Source organism: Psychrosphaera haliotis (genome assembly GCF_009728465.1).
In the GTDB taxonomy this organism is placed as follows: Bacteria; Pseudomonadota; Gammaproteobacteria; order Enterobacterales; family Alteromonadaceae; genus Psychrosphaera; species Psychrosphaera haliotis.
This window is the reverse complement of the sequence record NZ_WOCD01000005.1, coordinates 836858-863037: the sequence shown is the minus strand read 5'-3', so window position 1 is coordinate 863037 and position 26180 is coordinate 836858. Positions and strand designations below refer to the sequence as shown.

25 protein-coding genes and 1 pseudogene are annotated in these 26180 nt (G+C 38.2%); 12 read left to right on the top strand and 14 right to left on the bottom strand.

Annotated features, from left to right (window positions below; genetic code table 11):
* The first annotated feature begins 35 nt into the window (after window positions 1-35).
* Complete coding sequence (locus tag GNP35_RS14735) at window positions 36-872, top strand: SH3 domain-containing protein (RefSeq protein WP_155697039.1); 837 nt, start codon at window positions 36-38, stop codon at window positions 870-872.
* Window positions 873-981: 109 nt separating this feature from the next.
* Here the strand turns inward: GNP35_RS14735 and GNP35_RS14730 are convergent, their stop codons facing one another.
* From GNP35_RS14730 to GNP35_RS14705, 7 genes are all read right to left on the bottom strand, one after another.
* Window positions 982-2589 (bottom strand): DUF5906 domain-containing protein, encoded by a 1608-nt coding sequence (locus tag GNP35_RS14730; RefSeq protein WP_155697037.1) that lies wholly within the window; start codon window positions 2587-2589, stop codon window positions 982-984.
* A gap of 171 nt (window positions 2590-2760) precedes the next feature.
* Window positions 2761-2979 carry a helix-turn-helix transcriptional regulator gene (locus GNP35_RS14725; protein WP_155697035.1) on the bottom strand — a complete coding sequence of 73 codons (219 nt, stop codon included), beginning with the start codon at window positions 2977-2979 and terminating at the stop codon, window positions 2761-2763.
* A gap of 147 nt (window positions 2980-3126) precedes the next feature.
* Window positions 3127-4029, bottom strand: coding sequence for a hypothetical protein (locus GNP35_RS14720; protein WP_155697033.1), 903 nt, complete (start codon window positions 4027-4029; stop codon window positions 3127-3129).
* Window positions 4030-4255: 226 nt separating this feature from the next.
* Window positions 4256-5170 carry a hypothetical protein gene (locus GNP35_RS14715; protein ID WP_155697031.1) on the bottom strand — a complete coding sequence of 305 codons (915 nt, stop codon included), beginning with the start codon at window positions 5168-5170 and terminating at the stop codon, window positions 4256-4258.
* A gap of 44 nt (window positions 5171-5214) precedes the next feature.
* A complete protein-coding gene (locus tag GNP35_RS15925; protein ID WP_330997838.1) occupies window positions 5215-6222 on the bottom strand; it encodes a tyrosine-type recombinase/integrase in 1008 nt (335 codons plus the stop codon).
* Window positions 6200-6463 (bottom strand): Arm DNA-binding domain-containing protein, encoded by a 264-nt coding sequence (locus tag GNP35_RS15920; RefSeq protein ID WP_230961445.1) that lies wholly within the window; start codon window positions 6461-6463, stop codon window positions 6200-6202. Before GNP35_RS15920 ends, GNP35_RS15925 begins: the two co-directional genes overlap by 23 nt.
* Window positions 6464-7142: 679 nt before the next feature.
* Window positions 7143-8423, bottom strand: coding sequence for a DEAD/DEAH box helicase (locus tag GNP35_RS14705; protein ID WP_155697028.1), 1281 nt, complete (start codon window positions 8421-8423; stop codon window positions 7143-7145).
* A 276-nt stretch (window positions 8424-8699) separates the two neighbouring features.
* On the opposite strand from GNP35_RS14705, the gene GNP35_RS14700 reads away from it, so the two are divergent.
* A complete protein-coding gene (locus GNP35_RS14700) occupies window positions 8700-9215 on the top strand; it encodes a PEP-CTERM sorting domain-containing protein (RefSeq protein ID WP_155697026.1) in 516 nt (171 codons plus the stop codon).
* Between the two features lie 80 nt (window positions 9216-9295).
* On the opposite strand, the gene GNP35_RS14695 is transcribed toward GNP35_RS14700, so the two are convergent.
* Window positions 9296-9478: a hypothetical protein gene (locus tag GNP35_RS14695; protein ID WP_155697024.1), complete on the bottom strand. Its 183-nt coding sequence runs from the start codon at window positions 9476-9478 to the stop codon at window positions 9296-9298.
* A 321-nt stretch (window positions 9479-9799) separates the two neighbouring features.
* On the opposite strand from GNP35_RS14695, the gene GNP35_RS14690 reads away from it, so the two are divergent.
* The 7 genes from GNP35_RS14690 (at window position 9800) to GNP35_RS14665 (ending at window position 15598) form a co-directional block, all read left to right on the top strand.
* Window positions 9800-10357, top strand: coding sequence for a sigma-70 family RNA polymerase sigma factor (locus tag GNP35_RS14690; RefSeq protein WP_155697022.1), 558 nt, complete (start codon window positions 9800-9802; stop codon window positions 10355-10357).
* Window positions 10354-10818: a hypothetical protein gene (locus GNP35_RS15915; protein ID WP_230961444.1), complete on the top strand. Its 465-nt coding sequence runs from the start codon at window positions 10354-10356 to the stop codon at window positions 10816-10818. Before GNP35_RS14690 ends, GNP35_RS15915 begins: the two co-directional genes overlap by 4 nt.
* Window positions 10818-11123, top strand: a complete 306-nt coding sequence (locus tag GNP35_RS15910; protein WP_330997837.1) for an anti-sigma factor — start codon at window positions 10818-10820, stop codon at window positions 11121-11123. The genes GNP35_RS15915 and GNP35_RS15910 overlap by 1 nt, the downstream gene beginning before the upstream one ends.
* Before the next feature lie 168 nt (window positions 11124-11291).
* Window positions 11292-12884 carry a DUF4331 domain-containing protein gene (locus GNP35_RS14680; RefSeq protein WP_155697020.1) on the top strand — a complete coding sequence of 531 codons (1593 nt, stop codon included), beginning with the start codon at window positions 11292-11294 and terminating at the stop codon, window positions 12882-12884.
* Between the two features lie 10 nt (window positions 12885-12894).
* A complete protein-coding gene (locus tag GNP35_RS14675; protein ID WP_155697018.1) occupies window positions 12895-13395 on the top strand; it encodes an Ig-like domain-containing protein in 501 nt (166 codons plus the stop codon).
* A gap of 84 nt (window positions 13396-13479) precedes the next feature.
* A complete protein-coding gene (locus GNP35_RS14670) occupies window positions 13480-14499 on the top strand; it encodes a tetratricopeptide repeat protein (RefSeq protein ID WP_155697016.1) in 1020 nt (339 codons plus the stop codon).
* Window positions 14492-15598 carry a HupE/UreJ family protein gene (locus GNP35_RS14665; protein ID WP_155697014.1) on the top strand — a complete coding sequence of 369 codons (1107 nt, stop codon included), beginning with the start codon at window positions 14492-14494 and terminating at the stop codon, window positions 15596-15598. The genes GNP35_RS14670 and GNP35_RS14665 overlap by 8 nt, the downstream gene beginning before the upstream one ends.
* A 46-nt stretch (window positions 15599-15644) precedes the next feature.
* Here the strand turns inward: GNP35_RS14665 and GNP35_RS14660 are convergent, their stop codons facing one another.
* Genes GNP35_RS14660 through GNP35_RS14650 form a run of 3 tightly spaced genes read right to left on the bottom strand, consistent with a single transcriptional unit; the run spans window position 15645 to window position 21248 of the window.
* Complete coding sequence (locus GNP35_RS14660) at window positions 15645-17129, bottom strand: hypothetical protein (RefSeq protein ID WP_155697012.1); 1485 nt, start codon at window positions 17127-17129, stop codon at window positions 15645-15647.
* A gap of 56 nt (window positions 17130-17185) precedes the next feature.
* Window positions 17186-20074, bottom strand: a complete 2889-nt coding sequence (locus tag GNP35_RS14655) for an ATP-binding protein (protein ID WP_155697010.1) — start codon at window positions 20072-20074, stop codon at window positions 17186-17188.
* Window positions 20061-21248, bottom strand: a complete 1188-nt coding sequence (locus tag GNP35_RS14650) for an ABC transporter substrate-binding protein (RefSeq protein WP_155697007.1) — start codon at window positions 21246-21248, stop codon at window positions 20061-20063. The genes GNP35_RS14655 and GNP35_RS14650 overlap by 14 nt, the downstream gene beginning before the upstream one ends.
* 208 nt (window positions 21249-21456) lie before the next feature.
* On the opposite strand from GNP35_RS14650, the gene GNP35_RS14645 reads away from it, so the two are divergent.
* Both GNP35_RS14645 and GNP35_RS14640 read left to right on the top strand, forming a co-directional pair.
* On the top strand, window positions 21457-22383 hold the full coding sequence (locus tag GNP35_RS14645; protein WP_155697005.1) for a GGDEF domain-containing response regulator: 927 nt from the start codon (window positions 21457-21459) through the stop codon (window positions 22381-22383).
* 59 nt (window positions 22384-22442) lie between these two features.
* A complete protein-coding gene (locus tag GNP35_RS14640) occupies window positions 22443-23072 on the top strand; it encodes an Hpt domain-containing protein (protein WP_155697004.1) in 630 nt (209 codons plus the stop codon).
* Window positions 23073-23140: 68 nt separating this feature from the next.
* On the opposite strand, the gene GNP35_RS16150 is transcribed toward GNP35_RS14640, so the two are convergent.
* The 3 genes from GNP35_RS16150 to GNP35_RS14630 all read right to left on the bottom strand — a co-directional run bounded on the left by GNP35_RS16150 (window position 23141) and on the right by GNP35_RS14630 (window position 23770).
* A complete protein-coding gene (locus GNP35_RS16150; protein ID WP_269139953.1) occupies window positions 23141-23269 on the bottom strand; it encodes a hypothetical protein in 129 nt (42 codons plus the stop codon).
* 74 nt (window positions 23270-23343) lie between these two features.
* The gene (locus GNP35_RS14635; RefSeq protein WP_155697002.1) at window positions 23344-23502 is read right to left on the bottom strand and encodes a hypothetical protein; all 159 of its coding nucleotides are present in this window, start codon (window positions 23500-23502) and stop codon (window positions 23344-23346) included.
* Window positions 23503-23515: 13 nt separating this feature from the next.
* Window positions 23516-23770 carry a hypothetical protein gene (locus GNP35_RS14630; RefSeq protein WP_155697000.1) on the bottom strand — a complete coding sequence of 85 codons (255 nt, stop codon included), beginning with the start codon at window positions 23768-23770 and terminating at the stop codon, window positions 23516-23518.
* A 353-nt stretch (window positions 23771-24123) separates the two neighbouring features.
* Between GNP35_RS14630 and GNP35_RS14625 the strand changes: the two are divergent.
* Window positions 24124-25720: pseudogene (locus tag GNP35_RS14625) on the top strand (ABC-F family ATPase).
* Window positions 25721-26180: the final 460 nt, after the last annotated feature.

Below are 26180 nucleotides of genomic sequence, written 5' to 3'. Positions count from 1 at the left end.
CTCGAACAATCGGTAATTTAGTCAAGGAAGCTTAAATGAGAGTACCGTCAAGTATACAGCCACATGAAAGAGCAACTTTGCTTGTGGAAATTTGGAAACAATCAACTCAAGTTCAGCAACACTTTAATGATGTATCCATGAAAGTGCGAAAGTTTGCAATTGTAATATTTTCTGCCGTTCTAACCGGTATCGGCCTATCTATTCACAAAAGTGTTTTTCTACAAATATTTAGTTTTGAAATAAGTGCGGCAGTTTTGTTTGCGTTTGCTGGAGCTTTTGTTACTCAATTAATTCATTTTATGGACACATACTGGTACCACATATTTTTGAAGTCGGCTGTAGATGAAACTCTGAAAATTGAAAACAAAATTAAGCCCTTATTAAAGATAGAAAAATTATCTGATGGGATAAGTAAAGCAAGTCAAAGTGTTCAAGTAATTTCACTTTTAGGCCTTATACATTTGCCAATTGGCTATAAAGAAATGTTTATAAAAATTCGTCTAAATTGGTTATTTAAAGCCAAAAATGTTGACAGTTCTACAAGACATGCAATTTTCTATCGATGGCTTATTATGCTTATGATTTTAGCGGGTCTTTTAAGTGCTTTTATTGAACCTCAAGCTACCCAAAATCCTTCAAATAAATTTCTTCACTCAGGTAATGTACCAGAGGTATATTTTGTATCCGGTAATAATGTCAGGCTTAGGGAAGGAAACTCACAAAACTCAGCAATTAGAGCAATAATTCAAAATGGACAGAGAATCCAAGTATTACTCGACGATGGCACAACTTGGATTAAAGTACGTATTCTCATTAATAATCAATCTAAAGTTGGCTATATTCATAGAGACTTTATTGATAACCTAAAATAAATCTAAGTACCGTTATTTACAGAGGTCCATGATAAAGCAAACACTAAAAACCTATCAAACCTATACCACCTCACCCAATTATTGATTAGGTGGTATAGGTAGTTTAGGTTTAATCAAATACTTCCTCCAATTTGCACCCCAATAAATTAGCAAACTTCAGCTTTAATTCTTTCGGTGTATCTAGCTCGTAATAACCACCTCGATCTGATCGGCCCAGTCGTTTTACCTTCATGTTCTTTAGAAGTTTTCCTAGTGAACTTCGTATAGATGGCAAAGCCATTGGGTAACCATTCTTTTCACACCAATCAAAACAAGCTTTTGTAAATTCTGAACAATCAACCCTTACGGCTCCTTCAAATGGATTAGATAAGTTTAACTCCTCATACATCCATTGCTGAACTGGTGATAAGCTCGAGAGTTTTTCTTCTACCAAAGCTTGAGTTAATGGTGCCCGACGTGGATCGAAGTCTTTTAGATCATAATTTAATAAGTAGTGCATCAAATGTGCAGACCCATCGTTGTTGATCCATTGCCATAACACATCAAAATAGCCTTTATCTTGTGCTATCGAAGAGTCTGGTTCCAAAACCAAATAACGCCGTTCTTTAGAACCTGCTTTGAGTACAAAGTCGTGATTACTAGCAAATATAAAACGTGCGCTATTTTGAACTTGAATTGGATCGATGCCTTTTCTTTCTAATGTCGCTCTTGGTTCACTTATCAAGCCTTTCATTTTATCTGCCGTTCGTGGATCTCTTAAATCCACTTCATCCGCAAACACTAACAGTTTGGAGTCTACTATTCCGTTAAATCGACCAGTAAGTTGATAACCACCATTAACCTGCACAGCCAACGTCCCTAGTATTCTTTTTATTGGCTCAAAAAATGTTCCTTTACCTGTGCCTTCAACTGACTTAAGTAAAATTGCTACACTTGGCTTTTCTTCTGGGCGTTGTAAAAGATGCGCTAAAAACCCTATTACGTATTTGGCTGCTTTTATATCACCGTTACAAAGCACTTTTTCTATGTGATCTAAGAAAGGACTCACATCACCGGCGTTCGGTTCAGATTTGAATCCTCTAAAAGTATTAAAAACGGTTTTGGGGCATAACTTAGGGTTAGGATAAAAGTTTATACCATCTGGTTTATAATTTTTTCCTTTCCACGATAACCAAGCATCGCCCACATTTAGCCCATTTATTAGATCTTCATCTAAAAAGTTGTTCTTAAATTCGTGTAGACTTTCAAGATTTAAGCTATTTCCATCAACAGGGCAAGGAACATAGCTAACGACCTTATGTTTTCCAGCAACATTAACGTGCGTGTATTTTTCATTTAGCTTTTCTAATCTTTGTAGGTCGTCTTTTTTAAGTGGCTTACCCTTAATAGAGTACTCCGCCTCATTTTGGTTAATTGACCCGTTTTTATTCGCATCGATTCGTCTTGTTCCGTTAACGTCTTTAACACCCGCACCTGTCCGGATGCATTCGTTAATAAACTGTAAATTTTCGTCCGTCTTTGTAATGTTGCCAATTGCACCGTTAACGAGTTCATTATTTCCGTTTTTGTCCACTTCATTTCGATCTGTTCCGTTATCGGAATGGCACAAATCATCCCGATTTATTTCAACATAACTCGGATTTTCGATTTCAGTCTCTGAAAATATTGCATCTTCATATGCGTCTAACGGCGGCGTATCATAGAAATGTTGTTCCATATTACAGTCCCTCCTTTAGAGCGAAACGGCTAGCGAATTCGCATAGCAGTTTGCCTATTGGTTTTGCTATAGGAAGCGAAATTTTGCTTATTGTTTTGCTACCATTTCGCTTACTTTCGGCAGTGGTTTCGCTTGTGTTCGCTTTGATTTTGCTATTTTTGCTAGTTAGGTTCATTTCATACCCTCCAAACCATGAGTTTGTTTAGCAAAACTGTTAAGCCAGTTGTCTAGGTCTTCTTTTAAATAGCGAACCGCACGACCAACTTTAATAAACGGAGGTGCCGGAGTTCTGTTATCACGGTTGCCGTCCATACGAGATTGACGGAGGAAGGAACGAGACATACCGATGTATTCGGATACCTCTTTTTCTGTATAAGAGCGTTTATTCATGTTGGATGTACCTTGTATAAGTTTGCCCCTTATGAGCGGTATTGCTCAAAGGGAATGCTCAAAGTACAACTATGAAAATGCCAATTTCGGTTTTTGGTTCAATAGTTTATGCAAAGTGTTCAACTGTTCATGATAGTGTTCATAATTTCACTTTTTATTTAAACCTAGTACTTTCCTAATCCTACTATTGTGTTGCCCGACTGTTGATTTTCCTATTGTTTTTGGTTCGCCGTTATGTTTTATATAAACTAGCTCGTTGTTGGTGACATCCGTTAGAATATTTTCAGTATCAAATTCTCGATCTTCTTTTTCAAAGTCGGTAATCAAATAGCGAAAAATAACTTCTAAAGAAGGGTTGTTTTTTGTGGTAATAATTCGAGCAAGCACTCTATCGAGATTATCTGTCATTAAGCTAATTTTCTCAGTATATTTAGAACGAACATTTAGAGAAGCCGCTGATGGTGGTCTTGAAGTCTTTTGTTTTTCGATGATGCCTAAACGCATTAAATCTTTGTTGTAAATGATCAAATCGTTTAAATCATATTTATATAAGGTTTGAGAAAAGTGTAATTTAGTATTTTTACATTCGTGTCCACTTACAAACTCATCTTTCGGTAATGTTTCATCAGTTTCAATCCTTGTTTTTGTCAGGTTTTCCATTGCGAAATAACTATCTATATTTATGTCAATTTCGAATTTAGACTCCCAATTTTTAAAAAACATATTTGGGGGAACTAAGGCTGTAGGGCATTCACTTTCAACAATATCTAATCGATCTAATTCTAATAACGAACAGTAGCCAAATTCTAGGAAGTTATTTTCTATGAAGCATTCATCGAGTGTATGATCAAGCTCAACTAAACCAGAATAAAATGCATAACAATGTCCTGTGAATGAGAAGGGATCTCCTTTACCAAGGATAAATAAACTGTCTAATCTAAAAAATATAAGTGGTAATTCTCTTCTTTCAAGAAAGTAATGAACGTCCTCGTCCGTTAATGTCCCTAACTTTTTTAATTCGCTTAATTTGTAATATTCCTTGTTTAACATTTTCTTTCCATTCTTTATTTGACTGCCATTGTAATTTTCTGAGTTTAAATTTATGTGGTTGTGAAAACTTTAAATAAGTTAAAGTTAAAACGCGTTTTAACTCGTGTTCAAAGAATTACAACTTTAAGTGCTTTAAACTTACAGTTTTAATTTCACGATGATTTCACTAGGTTTTTTATTTTTAACAGATGATTAAACAAGTTAAACTTTATGAGTAATCTAACGATTAAGATGGATTGATTATTTTGCTTTTAAATTTGTTTTCAATTTCATCATCTCCTAAATCTGCAATTATTCTGTCTACTAGATATTTTTCAAACTCTTCAAGCTTTTTATCCGGTAAACTTTTCAATAGCGGATCCAAAGCCATTACAGGAGTCCAACCACCAAAGTTCTTATGTGAAAATTGCCCTGCACTCTGCATAACCTCAAGAAAAGAATAAAATACTAAATGAAAAATAGATTTAACTTCCTTTTTACCCTCTCTGTTAACATGTATAAGAATGTCTTGATCTATATGCACGCCAAAAGACTCTCCTACCTTCGACAAAAACTCTAAAGGCAGTACTTCACTAAAAGGGTCTACCCCTTTATCCATTTCATTAATAAAACCGACCACATAATTATGAACCTCTTTGACATTATTACGGATTTTTTCAGTTACAATATCATTTGGCGCTGACATATCTTGATAATCAATTTTATTAAGTGGAAATACAATTTTGTATAGACGATCTGGGTCATTAATGCTAACAAACGTATTGTAGGGGTGTCTAAACTTAAGTGATTCTAAGTAAGTAAAGAAATGCATGCGATGCTCAAAATATTGGTTAAAAGTCATATTTTGTAGCATTAACCGGTTTGATTCCGCTCGTTGGTAAGAGCTATGAAATCTATTTATGACTACAGTAAATGGAACAGCTAAAGATGCGATGAAAATTGGAAAACCTTGTGTTTTTAAAATTTCATCATAATTAGCAGTATTTGGCCAACATAAACACCATGTTGGAAAGCTTAAAATTAAAGCCCAAGGAACAAACAGTAAAATTGGTGCCCAAAATATATAATGTTTATGGAGCGGTTTGTTTCGGTTGATTTCCCAAAACGTTTTAAGTTTGTTAATCCGTGTTTTATTTTTCATTACTTTATTCCACTTCCTTGTTGTATCTTCGAAAAATGAACATTTTAATCCAATAAGTCAATAGCTGCCGCTTTATGATCAGGTGCCAAATGAGCATATCGTAAAGTCATTTCAATTGTCGAGTGACCTAACAGTTCTCGAACAGTATTCAAGTCGACGCTTTTCATCACAAGCATACTTGCAAAGTGATGGCGTAAATCGTGAAACCTAAAATTGTTTATGTCTGCATCTTTTAACAGGTTCATCCAAGCCTTTTTGAAGTCGGCCAATGGTCTATTAGGCTCATTCTCAAATACGAATTCAACGGTGTCGCCTTCTTTTTTCCATGTTTTTAACATTTTTAAAACAATCGCGTTTGTTGGTATATGTCTGCGCTTCCCTGACTTGGCGTTTTCTGGCTGGACGGTAATCGTTTTGTTTTTAAGGTCTACATCGTTCCACTTAAGACTTAAAATTTCGCCTTTTCGCATTCCGGTATACATAGCCAAATGAACAATTGGTGTTAGGTGATCAACATAAGTACGTTTTTTTAATTCAGGCAACGTGGGTTTGTTTCGCATAACACGATGAAGGTTCGCATTATCACGTTCTTTTTTAATTCTGGCTGTACGTTCTTCTAAAGCTGTTTTTAATCGTACTTGTTCGTCATCATTTAAAAAGCGAATACGTTTATTGTCGCTTCTTAGTTTTTTAATGTTTTCTAAATTGTTCTTTTCAATAAAGCCCCATTCGACTGCCCGATTTAGTAGAGCTTTAAGAGTCGAAACATATCCATTAATTGTTGCTTCTTTCATGCCCGACTTTCGTTTTTCATTTCGCCAAACTTCAATTTGGCTTGCTGAAATATCAGCTAACTGCTTTTCTAATAAGTGAGGAAATCCGGCTTTTATCGATTTAATAATTCGTTCGGCTGTTTTGGGGTTGCGGGCTTCTTGATAAGGTAAATACGTTTTTTCTAAAAATATAGAAAGTTTAGTTAATTTATTACGCTCAGTTTGTTCACGCTTTTCTTTTTTCTCCGCTTGAACGTCAACACCGTTTCGCCACCTCACCCAACTTTTGTTTTGCTAAGTCTCTGGCTTGTTGCGGTGTGATTTGTGGATGAGAACCAAGTTTAAAATTTACCTGCCTTCCATCTAGTCGATAAAACACGTAATAAGCAATTTTCCCTTTTGGAGAAACTCTAAAATGGAACCCCGATATCACTGAATCATTGACCCTCCGAATTTCTGGATCGAGGTCCTTGATGCAAACGTTATTGATTCTTTCTTTAATCGAGTTCCGTTGAGTCATTTTTAGCACCAAATAAAATATGTAGCATATTTGTAGCAGGTTAAATGAACCTCAATGAAAAAGCAAAGATTTCAAAGAACAAAAGCAGCACAACTAACAAATCAATAAATACAACAACTTACAAACAAAACCTGTTCATTATTGTTTACTGAAACTCATCAAAAAACACTGAAAAACAGGGTTTGAATTTTTCTCATAATCGGCAGGTCCCCTGTTCAAGTCAGGGAGGGGGCACCATTTCTTCCTCTAGTAACGTCCAGTAAAATCCACTAAAAAGTATTAAGCTCTGTATTTGTAGCAGATGTATAGCAATCTATTTAGATTCGGCGTATTGAATACCTGATCAAGCTCTGAAGCTTACTCCCAAAACCTACTTTCGCCAAAGCGCCAATACACTGCCTTTCAGAACCAAGACAATGCACAATTAGTAGTCGTATTGTAAAAACCGTGTAAAAGCCTCGTACTTGTGTAAGCAGAGAGTAATTAAAAACTGTAAGAAGAATGGCTAGTTGAGGATATGTTTTGAGGTATTTAGTAAAGCCTAAATTAAAAAGACCTGCTTCCGATAGATTATCAAAAGGCAGGCCTTTGCAGTCGCTAAGCAATGTTTTTAGCTTCGCTCTGTGTTGAAAGTTAGTATTTCAATCTGAAAATATAACTCTCACAGTATTGTGTAACTTTATTTACGCTCTAATCGCCACGTTGGACGTTCAAGCTTGATGTCTTTACCAACCGCTTTGATGATCAAAGGCACTAGGCGTTCTTGATCTGGGCCAACGAGTGAGAAAACATGACCATTGATATCGTTTCGACTAATGACATTTTGCTCTTCAGGCGCCGAGCTAAAGTTAGACTTGTTTTCATCAACAATTTGCTTAGACAACGTTTGTTGCATTTCTTTGGTTGCCATCGCTTTTTTCGTAGCTAGCTTATTAGTTTTGGTTCTTGCCGTACGACCTACTCTGTGAAGATAGTCGTTATTGTTAACTGGTAAATCGAAGTTAACCACATAATACAAGTCGTCAATATCGATACCACGCGAAACAATGTCGGTTGCCACTAGGTAGTTAAACTCGCCTGTTTTAAAACCTTCTAGTCGTTGCTGACGTTTTTTCTGTGAAATATCGTTATGGATACCCGTTGTTACAAAACCTTGCTCATTAAGTAACTTATTGAGGTAATTCACTTCGTGTTTGCTATGAGCAAAAATCAATACGCGCGCGCTGTCTAGGCGTTTTAACAATGCATATAAATGCTCGTGTTTCTCTTCACGACGTACGCGATACATAGTATGAACAATCTGATCGAGAGCAGGTTGAATGTCACCGCCTTTAATCAGTTTCACGCGATTTTGGTACTCTTTACTAAATTTGTTAAGTGCTTTTGAATCCGTAGCCGAAAACAGAACTTTTTGCGCCTTAGCAGGCATTAACGCCATCATATGTTTAAGTTCGCTATGAATGCCCATGCTAACTAAACGGTCTGCTTCATCCATTACGAAAAACTGAATTTTTTCAAGTGAGATGGTTTTTACTTTTAGCATGTCCATTAAGCGTTTTGGGGTCGCAACTAAAATGTCGGTTCCGCGCTTAAAACGATTAGCTTGCGATTGCATTCTAACGCCGCCAAAAATACTAATAGTACGAAGGCCAAGATCTTTACCATATAAGCCAATCGACTCTTCTACTTGCAAGGCCAGCTCACGAGTTGGCACCAAGAACAATGCTCGGATAGGTCTGACTTGCTCTGCGCTGTAATCAACCTGACTTAACTCTTGTAAAATCGGCAATAAATAAGCCGCCGTTTTGCCCGTTCCTGTTGGTGCAATCGCATAGGTGTCTGTACCTGATAGAACAGCGCCAATAGCTTTTTCTTGGATATAAGTAGGCTTACTATATCCTAATGTTTTAGTGTTTTTTTGAAGGGTTTTGTTAAGTCCGAGTTTTGCGAAAGATGCCATGATGCTCAATTGTTGACGAATAATGCTTTTATTATACCTCAAGTCTGCCGATTTGGTGTGCAAATTGCGCACGTAAATTTTAAACCGCGAATTTAGCTTAATGAGATGGTTACAGGCCATCTCATTAACACTGTCAGCATTTTTTACATAAAATACCTCGATACGCCTGATAAAAATCCAACTCATTGTATTATATAGATTTTATCAATAGGCACGCTTTTTGTATATTTTTCAAATATATACTAAATAATAATAACAATATCCTAGGATAACGACATGTCATCAAAGTTTATAAAAATCGGACTTACTTCACTGATTTTACTTTTTACTACTGTTACTAACGCAAGTGTAATTACAGACCCACTTGAAGATAAGATTGTAACGGTCAATAATTTAGACTGGGTTTGGGCATCACCATGTGCAGGTGGCTGTTCTCAATTGGTAAGTAATTGGGAATACGCGGGCGGATTGTACACAGATACATTAAATACTCAGTTGGACGTATCAATCTGGCGTTTTGCGAACCAATTTGAGTGGGCTATGGTTCCTGCGCCTGCTTTATTTCAGAACCCTGAGAAATGTGCGTCATCAGCATTTGATATAAGACATACCCATTGTGACTTTTCCGACACCCGAGTAAGCGAAATTGATTTTTCATATGCTGAGACTATGCTAGTGCGCACCAACAATGTCAGTAGCAACGTAAATGCTGTTTCAGAGCCATCAACATTAGCATTATTTGGTCTTAGTATCTTAGGATTAGCATCACGCAGATTTAAAAAGCAGGCGTAATTAAAACTGCTTCCTTAATTAATGCTCGGCGTTAATTTAAATTAAAAAAACACCAACCATCAGCGTTGGTGTTTTTTTGTTTAACGACGATCATTTAAGTTACTTTTCTCGTCAGTAAAAAAGTTAGGACTTCCTTCAAACAAGTCTTTGTCCATTTCCCTATTAAATTGTTTTGCATCCATGTCAAACTGGCTAAATCCTAGATGAGTCAGTTTATATACTTCGGTATACGCATCGTTCACTATATCAAAAAGACCACGCATGGCTTTCTCCTCGGGCTTTGCTTATCAAGTTAATAGTTACAACTTAAGTGATACTTCTACTAATAAACTAAGAAAGAAACATACCAGTTTGTTTAAAATTTGTAGTGCTCTGTTTTACAAAGAGTTGTTGTTTTTAGTTGGTTTTGGAATCGTTTGTTTTTGCACCAATTTGATCTGTGATGCACTGTTATGGCACCAAATTGTAATTTATTACTACGTGTTTTGAGCCTGTCCCTGTTAGGGTAGAAAAAAGTTTCCCGTTTTTGCATCCAATTCACAATTAGATACGTTACGGATATACCACATAACAGTAGGTCAAATATGGAACATGATGAGTTATTACCTCTTCTCAGTGCAACTGCGAAAGGTGACAAAAAGGCGTTTGCTGAGTTGTATAGTGCAACCAGTGGAAAGTTATATGCTATCAGCCTGAAAATGCTAAAAAATACCGCTCAAGCAGAAGAAGCTTTGCAAGATGCTTTTATTAAAATTTGGCATAACGCCAGTGATTATCAGTCAAACAAAGGCGTGGTTATCTCATGGATGATCAGCATTGTTCGGTATCGTAGTTTAGATTTAATTAGACACAATAAAGTAAGAAAAGAGCAAGAGTTTACTAATGAGCATAGCGCTGATTTAGAAAGTGTTGAAGTTAATGATGAAACTGATTTAACCATTGAGTATGAATCGGGCAACGACAATAAGTTAGTAGACTGTATTGAACAATTAGATCAGCAGCAGCGCCAAGCTATTCATTTAGCTTATTACAAAGGTCTAACCCATTACGAGTTAGTTGATCATGTGTCATCACCTCTAGGTACTGTAAAAAGTTGGATTAGACGTGGCTTACAACAATTACAAAGGTGTTTAACGTTATGAATTATGAAAATCAAAAACTCATAGACATGTTGGCAGCAGAGTATGTGTTGGGAACGTTAGTGGGTTCAGCGCGAGATCGCTATTCGAGACTTATGTTAACGTCAAACCGAGCTCGTGAAGCAACTTGGAAATGGGAGCAGCATTTAAATCGGCTAGCGAGCTCAATTGAAGCCGTTGCACCAGATCAACAAGTCTGGGAAAAAATTAGTCAGCGTATCGATAACAATGTTGTTGCTCTGAATATCCAAACCCGCGCCAGTAATGATGAAGATAATAAGCCTGAAGATGCAGTGAAAAAGCCGAAAAGCAGACTTTTGCAAGCTTGGTCATTGGCTGCCACGGTTGCCTGTATTGCCCTTGCTGCTATTGTTTGGCAATCTAAAACGCCATTGCCTATTGATACATTTGAAAGTAGTCAGTTAGCGGTCTTTAAAATGAATCTAAAGCGCCATTGTGGTTAGTGGATGTTCAAGACCAAAACTTAATTGTTAGGGCGAGTTCGTCACTTGAAGCTAGAACGGACAAAGATTACGAATTATGGATGATATTGAAAGGCCAAGACGCGCCAATTTCATTAGGTTTATTACCTAAAGATGGTATGAAAACATTGTTGAAAAACAGCCAGTTTAATGCGCAAGAGATTGCGTTATTAGCGGTCAGTTTGGAGCCTTTAGGTGGCTCACCGACTGGTTCACCTACTGAAGTTTCTTTATACAACCGACCTAATTGTGCTTTAAAGCATAGACCATTTACCTACGTTGGTTAATGGTTAATGGTTAATTAAACAAGGTCCGTGTTACAAAACCAGGCTTGAAATAGAGTCTGGTTTTTTTATGCCTAAAAATTAGTTTCATTTATTTTTCACTATTCTGCATCCAGTTTGAAACCTTACGCGTTTTCTTCATGACTTCTTAATAAAACAAAGGATAAAGTCATGAAATTGTTAACTCCATCTTTAGTCGCTCTGGCTGTATGCAGTACTCTTTTCAGCACGGCAAGTGATGCCTCGAGTCATAGAGAAGCACCAAACATTGCTCGATTTGCAGCATTAGACTCAACAGATTTTTACGCATTTAATAGTTACGAAGAAGGCCGTGGTGAATATGTCACACTAATCGCAAACTATATCCCTCTTCAAGACGCTTACGGCGGCCCAAATTATTTTGCGATGGATCCCGATGCAACATACAGCATACATATAGACAGCGATGGCGACGCCATTGAAGATATGACCTTCGCATTTAATTTTAAAAGCATGCTAGCGCAAGACAATGAAGGCATTGCTCTGACCGTTGGTCCTGAAGGTAATCAAAGAACCGTCGCAGTACCTTTAAAGAACATTGGTGGAATCGCGCCAGGCAACAACGCCGCAGTTAATTTTAGCGAAAGCTACTCAATGTCTGTTATTGCGGGCCCACAGCGCACTGGTACAAAAACTATGCTAACAAATCCAATGACCAATACTAATGAGTTTGGTAAGCCATTGGACTACGTAGGTAATAAAACATTCTCATCAATGGCGAACTACCAAGCCTACGCCGACCAATTTGTCTATCAAGTGTCTATTCCTGGCTGTGACAGCATGGCAAAAGTATTTGTTGGTCAACGTAAAGACCCATTTGTTGTAAACCTTGGTAAAACTTTTGATTTGGTTAACTATGTGCCTGTTGAAGGTGACAGCGCTCCAGGCGCCGGTGATGGCGAAGGTTTTCCTGGTGGGATTACGCAAGATGATAGCAATGATGACTTAGCGGATAAAAACGTAACCTCTATTGCAGTTGAAGTTCCAAAAGCCTGCATAACAGGCGAAGGCAATGGCACTATTGGCACATGGACAACGGCGAGTCTACCTCAGGCACGTATTTTAAATCCAAACGCGACTTTTGAAAAACCAAGTGTAAGTGGTGGCGCATTAACTCAAGTGTCACGTTTGGGTAACCCTCTAGTAAACGAGTTAGTTATTGGTTTAAAAGACAAAGATTCGTTTTCTTCATCTCACCCACAAAATGACGGCCAGTTCATCGACTACGTTACTCACCCATCATTACCAGAGCTTCTAAACATTCTGTTTAAAGACGCAGTAAACACAACGTTAGGCACAAACATGGAAACGTTAGCACCAACTAACTTCCCACGTAACGACTTAGTTACTGCCTTTTTAACTGGCTTCCCTGGTGTGAACCAGCAAGCAACCGTAACAGGTGCAGAAATGCTTCGTTTAAATACAGGTATCGCTGCCACAGCTCAAGCAGATCAATCTGCATTTGGTGTTGCGGGCAATGACTTAGCGGGATTCCCAAATGGCCGTAGACCTGGTGATGACGTTGTAGATATCGCACTTCGTGTTGTTATGGGTCGCTTATGTCACCCAGTTCCAGTTAATGGCACTGATACAGACTTAGGCTTATGTGCTCCAGAAGATGCTAATACAGGTTTAGTACCATTTACTGATGGCGCGCCTCTAGATGCAACTATGATGGACGCATCGTTTCCATATTTAGCAACCCCTTTAGCGGGTTCAAAATAGGAGCATTAGCATGAATAACATGAACTTACTCCGAATCAGTGTATTGGCATCGGTATTGGTCATTTCAGCTTGTAACAACAGTAAAAATGACAAGCCTAAAATTAACTACAAGCCGCAAGTTAGTAACGCAACCGTGGTCACTCAAACCGAAGTTGCAGTTACTGATATGTTGGTAGCAAGTGACAAAGAAAATGACCCGCTAACTTTCTCATTAATCACTGAACCCAAGCTGGGTAATGTGACAATTGAAACGAACGGCAACTATGTTTATACGCCCAAGCTTGAAGCTACCGGTGAAGACAGCTTTGAGTTTACCGTTTCCGATGGCGTGAACACGTCTGTTGTTGGCATGGTGAATATCACCATTGAAGCGCTGAACGTTGATTTTTCGACTCAAGTTAACAAAGCCTTTAGTCAAAGTCCTTCGGACATGCCACTTAGTGTTAATGGCCGACATTACCTTAACACTGAAGTTGAAACGGATTTTGATGAGTTGCTTGTCGATTTTTAAGTTATTTATTTAAAAAATCGAGTTCACTTTACATAGCCAAGGACGGCTCTTTTTAATCAACACAGTTTAAACAAAGGACAAATTATGAAGACATTAGCGACGGCTCTTTTGCTGACAATTAGCGTTTCTGCTAGTGCCGAGTCTCATATTCCAAAACCGGACTATGTGGTTTCAAAAACGACAATTCATTATGACAAAAATCTATCTATTTTTGAGTTAGAGAAGTTAGTTTTACGCAGTCAAAACGCTGGCGAAACAGAAGTTAACCAAGGGTTTCTTAAAACCGAGTTAGCCAAACGATATCAAGACAAACCCACCGCAAAAGTAGGTTATTTGTATGCACGAGTATTACAAAGAGAGCACCTATTTGACGATGCAATCAACGTTATTGATAACGTTTTAGAAACTACTCCCAACGATGTTAACTCACGGTTATTAAAGGCGAACATGTTACAAGTAAAAGGTAAGTTTGACTCGGCGAAGGCGGAGTGTTTGAGATTATTAGGTTTAGCTAGTGTAGAAACAGTAAGTACCTGTGCTCTTGATGCGGAAAGTCAAAACGGTAAACTGGAAGCCAGTTATAAGAGCTTGTTATCCATCTCAAGTGACAAACCAACAAGCCAAGCCACACAACATGTTTTGGCTGAAATGGCTTTTAGACTAAACCAACCACAACAAACTCTTAAGCACCTGTCTCAAGTTAACTTAGATGAAGCGCCTGTGAGTATTTTGGTTTTATGGTCTGATGCACAACTTGAGTTAACAAATTACAAGCCGGTTATAGACACTATTGGAAACTTAGTCTCAGAAGCTAATAATCTTGAAGATGCTTTACTACTTCGACTTGCTCAAGCCGAAAAACAAGATAAACAGACCCGAGATACTCGCTGGCAAAACTTATTGTCAAAACGCATTGAGCTAAGAGAACGTCGCCAAGATAACTTTCACGCAGCTGACCTCGCCTTGTACTATTTAACGGTTGAAGACAACAGTGATAAAGCCTTGTATTGGGCCACAATTAATTGGCAACAAGCAAAACTTGAGTCTGACAAAACGCTACTTGCTAAAGCAAGCGCAAGGTTCAAGGAGTTAGAAAATGAGTAACTTAAAAAGCACGTTTACCTTAATATTCGTTCTTCTATTTGCTACCTTTTCATCTTTTGGCCACCAGCTTAGCACCAGTTATCTCACGGTAACGTCAGAATCTGAGGCGACACAAAACTTATTGGGCGAATGGCAAGTTGAAATAAAAGACTTAGAACAAGTCATCGACTTCGATATAAACAAAGATGGCAACATTACTTGGCAAGAAATCACGTTTCAGCAATCTGCCATTTCACAGTTCGTGAAAAGTACCGTATTTTTTAGTCAAAACGAACGGCAATGCATCGTTTCAAGCCAAGGCTCACTTAAGTTAGATAGCCACTTTAACCAACCGTATTTAAACATCCCCATTGCAGTTCAATGCTCTAGCCCAGGTACAATGGAAATCCAGTACGATGGCTTTTTTGACTTTGATTCAAACCACAAGGCTTTAATCTCTATAAACGGTACGAGTCTTGTGTACAGCGCGTCTGATCGTAATAAAACGATAAAGCTAGATCAAATTACTGCATTTTCGACAGCTGTTGAATATTTATATCAAGGTGTTTTGCATATTTGGATGGGTCTTGATCATATTCTATTTTTAATTGCACTATTGCTAACTTGTGTGTTGATACGTGAACAAAGGAAATGGCAAGCGAGTCCATCAAAAGTACAAATTTTAAAACAAACAGCCTGGATTGTTACCGCGTTTACTATTGCTCACTCTATAACACTAACCGCTACTGCTATGGGTGTTATTGCACCAAGTAGCAAGTGGGTAGAAATAGGTATTGCCATATCTGTAGTTTTTGCGGCACTCAATAATATTTGGCCTGTGGTTATAAGACTCGGCTGGGTTACATTTGGCTTTGGGTTATTGCATGGAATGGGCTTTGCCGGTGTACTTGGCGAGCTGGGCTTATCAAATCAATTTCAATTATTAAGCGTGCTGACATTTAACCTCGGTGTGGAAATTGGTCAGTTGGCTATTTTAGCGGTGGCATTACCATTGTTAATAATGATCAGAAATTACGCTTGGTATCAAAAGTGGATAATGCCCACTGGCTCGTTGGCCATTGCTGTTATTGCAATGCAGTGGACGTTTGAGCGCCTTTAAGTTTGTAAAAGGCGCTTCGTGCTTAAGGTCTATCTAATAATTATTATTAGCCTTCACAGCTTGTCCAGTTTTCACCGTCAGCGCTACACTCATAAACTGTTGTGCCATCGCTCTGTGTGGTGGCGCGAGTCCAGTCTGTGCCGTTTTCAACATCAAGCTGTACGTTGCCTTGGTCTTTACGCTTGCGCCACAATGAGGTGTCTATTGATACTTCATCATCCCATCGATAAGGCATAAGCTTTAATACATCAATCATCTCAGACGAGTCCAAGTCGGTTTTGTTTTCCACATCAACCCACTCTGCTAATTCGGTAAATCGGCTTTGTGCTTCTCTGAAAAAGAAAACGCCAAAATAATAAGTAGAGTCGATGTCATAAGAAATTCTAAAACTTCTTTCATATGGATCATCAAGACTATCATTCACACACTCTTCAAATGTATCAAAAGTTAAGCTACCAAATGAGTTTGAAAGTTCGTATCTTATGTCATTCTCTTTAAACTCTATTCGCTCAATATTGCTGCATCTATATTCGCCATTTGGGTCTCGATATACGTCTTTACGGACAGAAAGCTCACCGTTTAAGGCCTGGTCGTTCCAAGCTTTGTCTGTTCGGTCTAAGTGTGTCAGAACATAATCCACTTCATTCAGTTGCTCGTCACTAACTAACTTAACGTCTTCTGAAAAGTAACCCGTATCATGAAATACCACTACGTCTCTGTACCAACCATCTTCTACATTAAAGTATTCATCTTTCTCTTGGTCTCTAGATACAAAAACTCGAACTTCACCTTCTGGGTATTCAGCCCTAAGCTCAGTTTTAAGTTTATAAGCAGCCTTTAAGCCCTTAACAATATCCTGCGCAATATGAAACGCATCGGAGTCTTTGTCAGCGATAAAGTCAGCGTACATCTGCTCTGCAGATAAATTGTAATACGAAACTAACCCTCTGAGCGTATCTTCTATTTCAGTTTTTAGTTCTGTAACGGCTTCATTGTGCTCTTTAAGATAATCACAGTGTTTTTCTTCAATTTCACGAGGGTAGTTTTGCTCTATTGCTTGCCATATAACAGTAGTTAAAGGAGAAATGTTACGAACTAAGCCATTGGTAAAGTCAGCTTCAGTTATAGGCTCAAAGGTAGGTTGTAATACAATTTGATAAGGGTCTGTAACTTCATGTCGAGCAACGCCTTCTTCTTCCGAGCCTTCATCTATCGCACCAACGGGTACGTCAACAATGATGGCTGAATACGCTAAGCAAGCCGCATCTTTTTCTGGTACGTCAAAAAGGTAATCCCCACCTTCTTCGGTAATTTTTTGTGGCTCGCTAGCATCTGCGATCCCATTGCCATTAATATCTAAAAATACGGTGCCGCCTACGATATATCCATCAATTGCCTTACCGCTTACCGCGACAGACTTGTCTTCCGTAACAATAACTATTTGCTCATCTGAACTTTTTGAGCTTTTAGAGCAGCCGGTCAATACTGACAGCGTTAATAAACAGGCAATACTAAGTTTTGTTTTGTTCACAATAAATTCCTTTTAAACTATTGTGGCAAGTATGAACTTTATTGTTTGTTAATCAATCACTCAGGTTTAATTTTATGTTGCCATTTTGTAAGCAAATTTTGCAGTAGACTCAAATCAATTGGTTTTGACATATAGTCATCCATTCCAGCGGCAAAACACTTTTCTTTGTCTCCTTTCATGGCATTTGCTGTCATCGCAATGATAGGGATATCCAAATATTGATTACCACCGTCACCATTACGAATAGCTTGAGTTGCGTCATATCCGTCTAATATTGGCATATGGCAATCCATGAAAATCACATCAAATTCTTTATCTGTATTCGCTATCAAGCGCTCTAATGCTTTCGCTCCATTAATGGCAACTTCTATTTCAACGCCACTTTCGGATAGCATCTTTTTAGCGACCATTTGATTAATCATATTGTCTTCAACAAGCAAAGCTCGCATGTTGACTCGCTCAAACGGTTTAGGCTCTTCCAATTTAGTAAATAAAATATTATGCGCATTGTCACTCAAGCCTAGCTGAGCTGAAAATGAGAAGGTACTGCCCTTACCAAGATCACTTTGAATTGTTATATCACCACCCATTAGCTGGCACAGTTGCTTAGAAATAGACAAACCTAAACCTGTACCACCAAACTCTCTTGTTGTTGACGAGTCAGCTTGCGTAAAAGACTCAAAAATAGACTTAAGGCGGCTTTTCTTAATACCAATACCGGTATCGGTAACATGCCAAGTACAAATAACAATGCCATCGCTGTTACTTGATTCAGTTTCAACTGCAACGCTCACTTCGCCTTCTGTGGTGAATTTAAGTGCGTTACCAATGATGTTGTTCATGACTTGTCTTAATCGACCACCATCACCTATTAAAAAGGCTTCTTTGACACCTGACAGGTCAATGTTAAACGTCAACTTTTTCGCTTCTGCTTCAGATTTAAACGCTCGGTAGACCGACCGCGTAAGTGATTCAATATCCAGCTCGTGCTTTTCAATTCCTAATTTACCGGCTTCAATTTTAGAGAAGTCGAGGATGTCGTTAATAAGAGACAATAGTGACTGCGCACTATCTTTTGCGACAGTTGCATACTCGCGTTGTTGCTCACCTAGCTCTTCATTTAACATTAAGCTTAGAGTGCCTATTACGCCATTCATTGGCGTTCTAATTTCGTGGCTCATACTAGCCAAAAATTCAGATTTCATTTGTGCAGACTGCACCGCTTTGTTTTTTGCCTGCTTTAAATAACTCGCAGCTCGCTGTAATTCAGTAACATCATGTAAAAACCCAATATAATGCGTCACTAACCCGGCGTCGTTAACGATAGGACTGAGAGTTAAACTATTTGAGAAAGGCGTTTTGTCTTTGCGGTAATTAATTAACGTTATTTCCAATGATTCTCTATTGGAGATTGCTTTACGCATCAAGTCTACTTTGACGGGGCTTGTTTTTGGGCCTTGTAAAAAGCGACAGTTTTGCCCCATCACTTCTTCTGAGTCATAACCCGTTAACCTAAAAAACGCTCTATTTGCATAAACAATAGGCTGATCACCATTTAGCATGTCACTAATAATGATAGCGGTACTAGCTTCATCAATGGCTTTGTTTTTCATTTTTAATTCAAACAATAAGTCTTTTTGTTTGGTTAAGTCTGACGCCACTAATACATAGCCAATTTCCTGGCCATCACTGATATATTTATTTAACAACCATTCCAATATTAATGGTTTGACAGTAAGCGTACCGTACATTGAGTAATCTATTTCAACTTTATTGTGCGCAGCTAAGTCTTGCCAGGTTTCTTGAGGAAAAATAAGGTTAATATCGTCAGGCATGCTAACGCGATACTCTTTTGCAAAGTTAGTCATGGATTTATTTTGAAGTACCGCATTAAAGTTGTGATCAAGTACCAATAAAGGTTCAGACATTGAATCAATTACACTCTCAAAGCGATCTCGTGATAAAGATGTGCTTAAGAGATCATGTAGTAAGAAGTTCACTGACGCTTTAATCGCAACTACTTCACTGGGTTCTCTTTTTGATACTGGCTGATTAATTGGGCTACGACCCTTACTGGCTTCACTGATGCTGTCACGAAGTGCTTTTAAAGCTTGGCTGGCAATTTTGGCTGATATTCTCGCACTATAGTTAGTCGCAAAAATAACAACCATAAGTAAAAAAAACACCATAACAAACAGCTGTAAAACATCTTGATAAGCCGTTGTTAATGACTCTACGCTAAACGCTCGCCACCAGCGGCCATCTGACTTTACAGAAAAAGTGCCCGATAATTTTTTTTCACTAATATAAGTGCCAACAGGGAGTTGTTCTGGCTGAGAACTGAACATAACTTCATATTCATCATTTACCAATACCTGAACGCCTAAACTAGATGAGTAGGAGATGACATCTTGCAAAGACTTTACATAAACTACGATGGCACCTTCAGCCATATCGCCATACATAACTGGCGCAGCGATTAAAATACCCTGCTTGGTAACATCAACATTTGTTTTGCCTTGCTCAAAGACTTCTGGCTTCCAACTAAATGCGTCACTATTTATTTCAAATAAGGTCCAGTTTTTAACTACGATTGGTTCAGCATTAAAATTTAGAAAACCAATGGCGATATCGGAACTGTCGGTAATTTTGAGTGACTGAAAAAAAACAGATAGATAGCTTTCACGTTGCTCATAGTCAATTAAGCTATTTATGATGAGATCGTTTTTTGCGAGATTTTCTACTTGAACCGTAATGTTGTCGATATTATTGACGGCAATTTTTTCTATTTGCTCCAACTGAGCCCGGTGCTTGTTGTTCACCTGATCTTGAATAAATAGAAAGAAACTAACAAACAAAACAACGCTTACCAATAGAGCCATTGACATGACTTTGGGCATTGCCTGTTTTACTAATATTTTATAAAGCGGCTTATTTCTCTTCATGAGTTTTTGGTACTAAAAATCCTGACTCGTTATATTTAGCCATAAAATAATCATGTGACATGAGCGCGTCGTGATTAGCTGGAGAAAATGGCGGCTTATATTCCTTCACTAAACCTTTAAATGATTTAATGTTTTCTAAACTTGTTTGTATGTTAGCAGATTCAACTGAATTGCCTAGCTCTACTGCTGCTGCCAATAAATGAATTAAATCATAGGAATGCGCTACACCAGGCGCGCTAATTATGCTTTCGGCGGTCACGCTTTTATCAAATTTTTTGGCATAACTGCGCAACACTTTATTATTTAATAATGGGTTTGTGGGCGTAATAAAACTATAAGTTTGTAATACCGACAAATTCACCGTTAGTAACTCTTCAGGCTTAAAGCTTTCGGTAAATTGACCACTAGCAATGCCCCAGTGCGAGTAAACTGTCAGCGCTTTAAATTCAGGCGACTTAAGAATCTCTTTAACAATTGTTGCGCCCTCTGGTGCGTTAGCCACGAGCATAATAGCTGTAGCACCACTTTCTTTAATTCTGGTAAGCTCATTTTTCATGGATTTCTGACGCCAATTAAACCAGGAAACATGCGTTACGTTTATCCCTTGTTCAAGGCTCGCTTTTAAAATGGAGTCTTGATTTGAACGTCCCCAACCAGTTTGCTCTAAAAGCAATGCCACTTTCTGGTGACCTTCCGCTTTCGCTTCCTTTACTAATACAGAACCAGCTTGTTCATCGCGAATAGAAAGTCGAAATACATAATTAGGCTCAAAACCATTGTCTATAATTGGCGTTCCTGCAGCCCATGGAATTAAAAATGGGATTTTGTATTGATTGATTAATTCTAGTTCTTGTAGAACTACAGGCGTGTGCACGCCACCGAGTATGGCAATTAGATTAGGCGTCGCCGCAAATGCTTTTATATTGTGTTTACCGCGAGCAGGATTACCTCTGTGGTCTTTGCTCACTAATTTTAATGGTCTACCCAGCACGCCGCCTTGCGCGTTAATTTCTTCTATCGCTATTTGCGCTCCTCTTTGAATTGCAATACCGCCATCTTTTGCAACCGCTGAAAGGTCAGCATCTAAACCAATAATGTAGGGATCTTTCGCGTAGGAATGAGGGCTAATTATCAGTAATAAATACGAAATAAGCGTTATGAATAAAAATCGCATACAAGGCCCTAGTTTATTTTCTTAAATTGAAATTGCGCAGACGCAAAATTAACGTTAGCTTTAACTCCCGACTATCTTAATACCTTATTACGTTTCGAGATATTACTAACTAACATTAAATATCATAACTTTACTTTGTTTTATACTGTTGCAATACAATTGAACAAACCGTATTCTGACTAAAAGTCGTAGCCCAAAGCAAATAAAAATGATAAATAAAAATAGTGCAAAAATACTTATTGTTGATGACGATCCAAATCAAATTCAGGTGGTTATTAGTCATTTACAGCACTTTGATTACGAGCTTTTTATTGCTAAAAACAGCGCTGATACCTGTAAGGTATTAGCCAACCAACATATTGATTTGGTGCTTCTTGATATAAATCTACCCGATGGCAACGGTATCGATCTTTGCCGTGAAATTCGTTCTAACCATGAGTTTAACGACAATTTAAGTATTGTCTTTATGACCAGCCATCACTCAAATGAACAAGAGGCAAAAGGTTTATCTATAGGTGCCAACGACTACATTTATAAGCCGGTGAATGCCGATGTATTAGCGGCTAGAATTAACGTTCAATTGCAACAACTTCGTAAAACAAAACTTCTTTCTCATTACGCAAATGTAGACGCCTTAACAGAACTTGGCAATCGACGCGCATTTGATAACCAACTGCAGCTTGAGTTAAAACGTGGAGAACGAGAAGGCGTACCTGTTTCATTGCTCACCTTAGATATCGACTTCTTTAAAGCATATAACGACAATTATGGCCACCCTCAAGGGGACACCTGTTTACGTGATGTAGCGGCAGCAATAAAGTCGGAGTGTCGACGTCCATCTGATTTTGCATTTAGAGTGGGCGGTGAAGAGTTTTCCATCATTTTATATAATACGCCGGCTAGCGGTGCGTTATTGTTTGCCGATAAACTACGTGTCGCTTTAATCGATAAGGCAATTCCACATGAGTACTCAGAAGTGTCTAACTTAGTCACGATGAGCGTTGGCATTAGCGACACTTTAAGTGGCTCGTACAATATAGTAGAGCTGATAGCGAGCGCAGACGACATGCTTTACAAAGCTAAACAAAGTGGTCGCAATAACGCGATGTCTAATGATTGGTTCGCGGCGATTTAGAAAAATACTGCTACAATTAGATTAGTTTCTATTATAGGTTTCTTTTTAGGTTTCTACCCATGAACACACACCAAACTTCTAATATTGGCGCCAATAATGTCGCGCCTATTATTTACCCAGATCTTTTAAACGTTCTTCAACCTGGTTTAGCAAGCATTAATGAACTTGGTCAGCCAGAGACATATCTACTAATTTTGGAAATGTTTGTTCAACAATATGAGTCTTTTAACGACGAATTAAAAACAGCCATCAAAATCAATAACGGCCCTGAGGTTCATGCGTTAATCCATACGTTAAAAGGATCCTCTGGCGCACTTGGGTTACAACGTTTAAACGAGATTAGCACTGAACTTGATTTGCAAATCACCCAAAGAATAGACATTGAAACTCTGTCGTTTGAACCTCTATATAAATGTGTAAGCTCGAGTATTACGGATTGTATTCAGGTTTTAAGCTTGAATCAAAAAAAGCAAAATGAAGTGCCTGCAACTGTGGATGGAGATTTGTCTGAAATGCTGGTTTCTTTGAGAGCTAAATTGCATAACCATGAACTCATTACTCAACCCTTTATTAATTTGCTTATTTCTATTTTGAATGAAAAAAATTGCCGTAAGTACGATCAGATTGTGGATCTAGTAAAAGAATTTGAGTACTCAAAAGCGTATCAATCACTCATTGACTTAGATTAGGATGGCAACCAATAAATAACTCGCACTGGTCGGTTTACCCCAACTAAAGTGCGAGTCATTGTTTAACTTTATTCAGCTTCGCATTTATTAACTTGTTTTAAGTTTATATTGTTGTCTGCAGCCTGCTCTATAATATCAATGTCTTCTAAAAACATCATAAAGCCTTCAGACTCATCTGTTTGTAAAAACAAATCCACTTCTAGCTCTGAAAATTTATCTAAATTACCAAAACAATTGTTATCAAGAGATATTCCAAAAGAACCTGTGCCTTTTACATCATTGGCTTTATATTTTTTGCAAGGTCTAACAGATCTTGCATATTTTTGGCGTCCTCATTAGACAACTTTAAAATAGTTACCCGTTCACGGTCCTCAATTCCATCTAATAAAATAGGTGCAAAGTCAGCTTTGATATCATGTAGCGCAATCACGTTTATTTTATAATCAATGTTGACCGGTTTCCATTGTGTCACTGCCCTCAGAAACATAACTCATGTTTACTTTAGCGGCGCCATTTTTTACTTCTATTGCTTCGTTTGTCCTTATGGCTACTCGCATTGCTGCTGGTTTCATGTCGGCTAGTGAAAATTGGGACATTTTATACATAGTAGAAATAGGCATGCTCATACAGCCACCTAATAACACGCTGATTGATAGTGAAAAGGCTAATAGCGCTTTTTTTGAAACTGGGTTTTTCATGGTCTTCCTTGCTGGCTTAACTAATAGATTTGAAGTGGTTTTAGATTGTTAATCTGTTTATACACATGTGCGGAGCAAACTTATAGGTGTATAAATTAACGCTACAATGTGAATAACTAACTTTGAATAGACTAATCAATTGTTTAAAAGTTCACCAGTATTATTTATCTTCACCGTACAAATAAAATAAGCCCGTAAATCTTGGTTATTCGCACGCTAGACTGGAAAAATTGACGAAATTTTGTTTAAATCGCGCCCCTAAATTAATACTAATGTAACAGCCATGTATTAATAATTATTTTACGGCGCTTTTTAAGCACCAATTAAGCACGATCCAAGAGGAACTCAATAACGTGATTACTACTGCAAACATCACAATGCAATTTGGCGCGAAGCCATTGTTCGAAAATATCTCGGTTAAATTTGGTAACGGTAACCGCTACGGTTTAATTGGCGCAAATGGATGTGGTAAGTCAACGTTTATGAAAATCCTTGGCGATGAACTAGCGCCTTCAGGTGGTAATGTAAGTTACGGTGAAGGTGAGCGTTTAGGTAAGCTTCGCCAGGATCAGTTTGGTTTTGAAGAATATTCAGTGCTAGACACCGTTATCATGGGCCACCAAGAGTTATGGGACGTTAAACAAGAACGTGACCGTATTTACTCTTTACCTGAAATGTCTGAAGAAGACGGCATGAAAGTAGCGGACTTAGAAACTGAATTTGCAGAAATGGGCGGTTATGAAGCTGAATCATCTGCAGGCGAATTACTGCTAGGTGTTGGCATTGGTACTGAGTTGCATTACGGATTAATGAGCGAAGTTGCGCCTGGCTTTAAATTACGTGTTTTACTTGCTCAGGCGCTGTTTTCAGAACCAGACTTTTTATTGCTCGACGAACCAACCAACAACTTGGACATCGACACAATTCGCTGGTTAGAAGACATTCTTAACCAACGTAACTCAACCATGATCATCATTTCGCATGACCGTCACTTCTTAAACTCAGTATGTACTCACATGGCTGACTTAGACTACGGTGAGCTTCGCGTTTACCCAGGTAACTATGACGAATACATGTTAGCGGCCACACAAGCTCGTGCTCGTATGATCAATGATAACGCTAAGAAAAAAGCCCAAATTGATGAGTTAAAATCCTTTGTTGCACGTTTCTCTGCTAACGCTTCAAAAGCGCGCCAAGCTACCTCTCGTCAAAAACAAATGGAAAAGATCAAGTTAGATGAAGTAAAAGCTTCTAGTCGTGTGAATCCATTTATTCGTTTTGAGCAAGAGAAAAAACTTTATCGTCAAGCTGTTGAAATTGAAGGTTTATCAAAAGGTTTTGATGAAGGTCCTTTATTTGAAAACTTTAACCTTATGGTTGATGTTGGTGAGCGCATTGCCATTATTGGTGAAAACGGCGCGGGTAAAACAACGCTGTTACGTACATTACAAGGCGATCTTGAGCCTGACGCTGGTTTTGTTAAATGGTCAGAGAAACGTGAAAATGGGTTATTACGCACAGGATCACGCGGCTGACTTTGAAACTGACATGAATTTATTTGACTGGATGAGTCAATGGCGTCGTCCAAATGACGATGAGCAAAGCATACGTAGCTTCTTAGGTCGTATGTTGTTCTCATCTGACGATATTAAAAAGTCGGTAACAGTTTTATCTGGTGGTGAGCAGGGTCGTATGTTGTTTGGTAAAATGATGATGGCAACACCTAACGTTTTATTACTCGATGAACCAACTAACCACATGGATATGGAATCTATTGAGTCTTTAAACATGGCACTTGAGAACTACGAAGGCACGTTAATCTTTGTTTCTCACGACCGTCAGTTTGTTTCTTCATTGGCAAACCGTATTCTAGAAATCAAAGGCAACAAGATCATTGATTTCCGCGGTAGCTACGATGACTACTTGAAGTCTAAAGGTGTTGACCACTAGGTCACTCTCTCGCTTCGACAGATAAAGGCTCTAATTCATTTAGGGCCTTTTTAGTTTTTAGTTTTTAGTTTTTAGTTCGGATTAGAGCAGCGGTATAACTGTATCCATAAATACCAGAAAATATAATACTGGGTGCTACGGTTAGCCAAAGGTTAGGTGTTTGGTTTATGACATTCACCTGCGTAACTAAGCCACTTTGAATTAACAACGGCAGTAAAGGTGCTAATAATGCCCCCGGAAGCTTTTGCCCTTCAAAAAATCGAGCTGATTCATTTAATCCGTGTGATAGTGCTTTTTTATTGCTTGATTTTGCGTTGACGTTGAATGAAATTTACAAAGTATTGGCATCATAAACGCTAGTGAAAAACAGTGACCGTGAAATTTAGATACAGAATGTTCTAGCAGCCAAGTAAATAATAGTGTCATTAAGCCACTATACGAACCTTGTACAAAGGCAGCT